Source organism: Streptacidiphilus carbonis (assembly GCF_000787775.1).
Classification (GTDB): Bacteria; Actinomycetota; Actinomycetes; order Streptomycetales; family Streptomycetaceae; genus Streptacidiphilus; species Streptacidiphilus carbonis.
This window is the reverse complement of record NZ_BBPM01000071.1, coordinates 1-4,977: the sequence shown is the minus strand read 5'-3', so window position 1 is coordinate 4,977 and position 4,977 is coordinate 1. Positions and strand designations below refer to the sequence as shown.

Genomic DNA, 4,977 nt, shown 5'->3' with positions numbered 1-4,977 from the left:
GCAGGGAGAGCCTGGACCTGGCCCTCGCCGAAGAGGCGGGCGTACCGCTGCATCCGGTACAGCAGCCCGTACCGCCGGGGTACGCCGCACCGCCGCCACCACCGGCACCGTCCGCGCCCGGGGCACCGTCCGCGCCCGGCCCGGAGAACGGGCCGGGGCCGAAAGCCGGGCCTGGGCCGGAAGACGGGCCCGGGGCCGCGTCGGAGGACCGTCAGCAGCCCCAGTGAGCTGCGGAGATGACGTCCGCACCTGGGTCGCGTATGACAAATGTACTGCCCAGGTCGGGAAGGTCGGCTCTGCTGAAGGCCCCTCACCTGGGCCAGGATGATCCATGTCGGCAGGGAGCCGGCGAAGCGGCACCAAGGCACAGGGGGCGGACAGCATGAACATCAGCATCTCCGACAGGTTCACCAAGAAGACCGTCTCCGCCGAGGAGAAGGCGCAGGCCGACGCCGAGGCGCTGAAGAGTCTGAAGCCGCTGCCGGTCTGGTTCTTCGGCTTCGAGGGCCTGATGGGCGCCGCCTACGACGTCATCAAGACCAACCCCGACGCCTGGATGGTCCTCGCCGGACTGGGCGCGGTGAACATGGTCGTCGGGATCACGGTCCTGGGGAAGCGCCGCAAGCTGGTCAGGGCCATGCTGAAGAACAGCCGCACCCGCGCCATCGCCATCGGTCTGATCGCGCTGCGGGTCGGCGCACATGTGGTCCTCGGCCTCGCGGGGGCCCAGATCACCAGCCCCGCCGGCCACCTGGCGATGGCCTTCGTGATGACCGCCCTGACCGTCACCCTGCTCTGGTTCGACCAGCGGGTCAGCTTCAAGGCCCTGGGCCTGCTGCCGACCGGCACTGCCCCGGCTGCCGCTCCCGCCTCGGCCCAGGCCTGAGCCCGGGAAGGACGGCAGGGTCAGGCCCGGCCGTCCTTCCCCCGGTCCCTCTCGGCCTTGTCGGCGTTGCCCTGGGCAGCCTTCTTGCGGATCGTGCTCTTCTTGGCCCGATTGCCGCAGGCACCCATCGAACACCACCGCCTGTTCCCCGGACGCGAGTTGTCGACGAACAGCGCCCCGCAGGTGGGATCCGCGCACTCCCTGACCCGCAGGATCGCCGGGGAGGTGACCAGGTCGACGGCGTCCCGCGCCACCAGCGACAGGGTGGCCGCGACCGGGTCCGCAGCGATCCAGAGCAGGGCCCCCGACGGGTCGACCCGCGGTGTCGGCGCCGGAACGGCAGCCGCCCGGTTCACCAGCTCCCGCGACAGGAAGCTGGACGAAGCCACCCCGCCCGGGCCGAGCCCAGCGGCGATCAGCTCGTGGACCGCCTCCCGCAGACTGCGCGCGTCCCGCACCTCGGTCGGCCTCACCAGAGCGGGATCAGGCTCCAGGGCACACGGTCCGCACTGGACGATCCAGGCCACCAGGGCCGGTACATCGGCCAGTTCCTCGACGGCGCCCAGAGTGCCCCGGTATCGGAGGGTGCGAATGAAGTCGAGGGAGAGCCTGCCCGCCCCCTCGCGGAAGCGGACCGCCTCCGCCCCTCTGTCCGCCGCATCCCCAGCCGCACGAGTAGTGACCGTCATGTGGGACACCGTACTGCGCGAACCGGTTTAACTGGTAGGTTCGGGAACCTCTTTAACCGGTTCCTGAGTGCCGCCGCCGAGGGAGACAACGCGCGTGCCCCAACCGTCCGAGCCAGCCGCTGACTCCGTCGCCTCCACCGCCGCTGCCGCCGCCGGCCGCAACGATGCCGCCCGTAAGGATGCAGAGGCCCCCGTACCTTCCGGGGCAGCGTGCGGCACGGCCGGTACCGGGGAGCCGCCGCGCTGGCTGATCCTGCTGCTGGCCGTCTCCTGCGGGCTGACCGTCGCCAATCTCTACTACGCCCAGCCGCTGCTCAGCAGCCTGCGCCAGGTCTTCCACGTGGACGCGGCCACCGCCGGCTGGCTGGTGACCATAAGCCAGATCGGCTATGCACTGGGCCTGCTGTTCATCGTCCCGCTGGGCGACCGGCTCGAGAACCGACGCCTGGTCACCGTCCTGCTGGGCATCACCACCGTCGCCCTCGTCGTGGCCGGCACCGCGCCCGGATTCCCGGTCCTGCTCATCGCGCTCATGCTGTGCGCGACCACGCTCGTGGTCGTCCAGATCCTGGTGCCGTTCGCGGCGGACCTGGCCCCCGACCACATCCGCGGCCGGATCGTCGGACGGATGATGAGCGGGCTGCTGGCCGGCATCCTGCTCTCCCGCACCCTCGGCAGCCTGCTCGCGGAGGCCCACCGACTGGCGCGTCGTCTACCTCACCTCGGCCGCGCTGATGGCCGGTCTGGCCCTGGTGCTGCGTGCCGCTCTCCCGACCCGGCGTCCGCGTACCGACGTGCCGTACCCGGAGCTCCTGCGCTCCACCGCCCGGCTGGTCGGCCGGCACCCGGCGCTCCGGCGACGCGCCCTCTACCAGGCGACCATGTTCGGCGCGTTCAGTGCCTTCTGGACCACCGTTTCGTACGTCCTCACCAGTGCGCCCTTCCACTACAACCAGCTGGAGGTCGGCCTGTTCGCCCTGGTCGGCGCGGGCGGCGTGGCCGCCGCACCACTCGCCGGACGCTGGGCCGACCGCGGCCTGAACCGCCCGATGACGGCAGCCGCCCTGCTCACCGCGGCGCTCGCCTTCGGCCTCGCCGGAGTCGGTCGGCACAGTGTGGTCGCCCTCGGCGCGGCCGCGATCCTGTTGGACATGGCCGTGCAGACCACCCTCATCCTCGGCCAGCACGTCATCTTCCAACTCGACCCGGCCTCACGCGCCCGCGTCAACAGCGTCTACATGGCCACCTTCTTCTTCGGCGGCGCACTGGGCTCCCAACTCGCCTCCACGGCCTACCGCGCCGAGGGGTGGCCGGCCGTGGCCGTCCTCGGCGCGGCGCTCCCCGCAGCGGGGCTGCTGCTCTGGGCAACCGAGCGCAGGGAGCGGCCTTCGGATGCGGTTCCTCAGTCCTTGGGCTGATCGGGTGCAGCAGAGGGAGCGTCCTCGGCCGACGGCTCGGCAGGGGCCTTGGGGGCGGCCTCGGCGGGAGTTTCGGCCGGCGCCTCGGCATCAGACGCGGGGCCGGGCGCGGCCTCGGCCGACGTCTCTGCCTCAGGTGCGGGCTCCGCTTCGGACGCTGCTCCGGATGCGGCCTCGGTCTCGACCGGAGCTTCGGTCGCGGTCTCGACGGGAGCCTCCGCCGCGCTGTCGGCCTCCGTCGCGGCCGGGTCCTGTGCAGTGGCAGGGGCGGGGTCCGACTCCCTCACCGCGACGACGTCGATCTCCAGGTTGCCCAGACGCCCCACCATCCCCTTCTGATTGGTGAGTCCGAAGGCATAGCGGTCGATCGTCGCAGTCGCCTTGGCGGTCACGGTCTTCCCATCGCCGACCACCGAGGTGACGGTCAGGACGCAGGGCTGCGTCACACCGTGGACGGTGAGCTCTCCGGGGGCGGTGTCCGTGCTCCCCCGCTGGATGCTCGTGCTGTGGAAGCGGATCTCGGGGTGAACCGCCGCCTCCAGGTAGTCGGCGGAGCGGATGTGCTCGTCACGCTTGGCATTGCCGCTGTTGAAGCTCTCCGCCAGCACGGAGGCGTCGATCGCCGAGGTGGCAACGTCCTCGGCAACGGTGAACTCCCCCTGTCCCAACGTGAACGTGCCCTTCACCGGGACCAGTCCGAACATGGAACGGGCCCGGAACCGGATCACCGTCTGGTCCGGGTCGACCCGGTAGACCCCAGGCAGCGGTGTGGCTGGAGCCTCGGTCGAGGGGGTCGGAGTTGGGGCTGAGCCCTGGTCGGTCATTTGCTGATTCGCCTCCAAATACAGTGCCGTTGAACACGGTTAACGACACACTCGCGGCCCCGCCCCGGTCTTGCAACCTACTTGGCCGACCTGAAGCAGATCCGCGATCCGGTGAACCCGGGGAGTGACGTCGGCGAATGCCGACAACCCTCCGGGCGCGACAACGCGTGTGCCGGGGGCGAGCTATACACCGTCGTTGCCATCGCGCAGGGAACGAACCATGCTCTGCAGGATCCGGAACGCTCCCGACTGCTCGGCCTCGGTCATCCCGGCCAGCATTCTGACCTCGACGGACCGGACCGCCGCGGTCGCCTTCTCCAGGCTCCGTCGACCACTCGGCGTCAGCTCCGCGGGAAGAACCTTCCCGAAGGGAGCCTCTGCCGGCCTGGTCACGTACCCGTCTCGTTCCAGGGCCTGCAGCAGCACGTTCATCGTCTGCCGCGTCACGAACGTGCCACGTGCGAGCTCGGAGTTGGACAAGCCCGGTCGCTGAGCCAGCAACTCGAGGCAGGAGTAGTGCGTCACGCTCATCCCGAGTGGCCGCAGCACCCCCTCCATGGCTGACCGAAGGGCGCTCGACGCCTCTTTCAGCAGGTAGCCCAGTGACGTCTCCAGGTCGACGCCGGCACCGTCTTGACTCATGTCAGCATTCTGACATGATCGACGTGTGTCAGAAAACTGACACACAACGAAGGAGCATCACCATGCCCGTCACCGGCCCCGACTTCATCTCGTTCCAGGCGCGCGACCTCGACGCTTCACAGGCGTTCTACGAGCAGTACCTCGGTCTCGTCCGCTCGCAGGCCGGACCTCCGCACGCCGTGGTCTTCGAGACGAAGCCGATCGCGTTCGCACTCCGCGACGTCGTTCCCGGCACCGATCTGGCCTCCGCTGCCCAACCCGGCATCGGCACCGCGATCTGGCTCCACGCAACCGACGTCCAGGCCATCCACGATGCTCTCGCCGCAGACGGTCACACCATCGTCTCCGCACCGATCGACGGCCCCTTCGGTCGGACATTCACCTTCGCCGACCCCGACGGCTACCAGGTCACTCTCCACGACCGCGTCTGATCGGCTGAAGGCCACCGGACGAACTCCGACCGCAGCCGCATTCCGGTGGCCGACGGTGTACTGGATTTCGGGGCTGGAAATGCAGGT

7 protein-coding genes and 1 pseudogene are annotated in these 4,977 nt (G+C 69.9%); 5 read left to right on the top strand and 3 right to left on the bottom strand.

Features of this window, described 5'->3' with window-relative positions:
* A partial coding sequence (locus TR46_RS44770; RefSeq protein ID WP_236655634.1) for a hypothetical protein occupies positions 1 to 227 on the top strand: 227 nt, incomplete at its 5' end.
* 155 nt (positions 228 to 382) lie between these two features.
* Positions 383 to 886, top strand: a complete 504-nt coding sequence (locus tag TR46_RS33160; RefSeq protein WP_236655633.1) for a hypothetical protein — start codon at positions 383 to 385, stop codon at positions 884 to 886.
* 20 nt (positions 887 to 906) lie between these two features.
* Here TR46_RS33160 and TR46_RS33155 read toward each other — a convergent pair whose 3' ends face one another.
* Positions 907 to 1,575, bottom strand: coding sequence for a CGNR zinc finger domain-containing protein (locus TR46_RS33155; protein WP_042409458.1), 669 nt, complete (start codon positions 1,573 to 1,575; stop codon positions 907 to 909).
* Between the two features lie 67 nt (positions 1,576 to 1,642).
* On the opposite strand from TR46_RS33155, the pseudogene TR46_RS45435 reads away from it, so the two are divergent.
* Positions 1,643 to 2,206: pseudogene (locus TR46_RS45435) on the top strand (MFS transporter); the annotation flags it as partial.
* Positions 2,207 to 2,309: 103 nt separating this feature from the next.
* Positions 2,310 to 2,993 (top strand): MFS transporter, encoded by a 684-nt coding sequence (locus TR46_RS44760; RefSeq protein WP_236655632.1) that lies wholly within the window; start codon positions 2,310 to 2,312, stop codon positions 2,991 to 2,993.
* On the opposite strand, the gene TR46_RS38540 is transcribed toward TR46_RS44760, so the two are convergent.
* Both TR46_RS38540 and TR46_RS33135 read right to left on the bottom strand, forming a co-directional pair.
* Positions 2,978 to 3,817 carry a YceI family protein gene (locus tag TR46_RS38540; RefSeq protein ID WP_052433314.1) on the bottom strand — a complete coding sequence of 280 codons (840 nt, stop codon included), beginning with the start codon at positions 3,815 to 3,817 and terminating at the stop codon, positions 2,978 to 2,980. The two genes, TR46_RS44760 and TR46_RS38540, sit on opposite strands and share 16 nt — an antisense overlap.
* 183 nt (positions 3,818 to 4,000) lie before the next feature.
* Complete coding sequence (locus TR46_RS33135) at positions 4,001 to 4,459, bottom strand: MarR family winged helix-turn-helix transcriptional regulator (RefSeq protein WP_042409455.1); 459 nt, start codon at positions 4,457 to 4,459, stop codon at positions 4,001 to 4,003.
* 62 nt (positions 4,460 to 4,521) lie between these two features.
* On the opposite strand from TR46_RS33135, the gene TR46_RS33130 reads away from it, so the two are divergent.
* Positions 4,522 to 4,890 carry a VOC family protein gene (locus TR46_RS33130; RefSeq protein WP_042409451.1) on the top strand — a complete coding sequence of 123 codons (369 nt, stop codon included), beginning with the start codon at positions 4,522 to 4,524 and terminating at the stop codon, positions 4,888 to 4,890.
* The last annotated feature ends 87 nt before the right edge of the window (positions 4,891 to 4,977 follow it).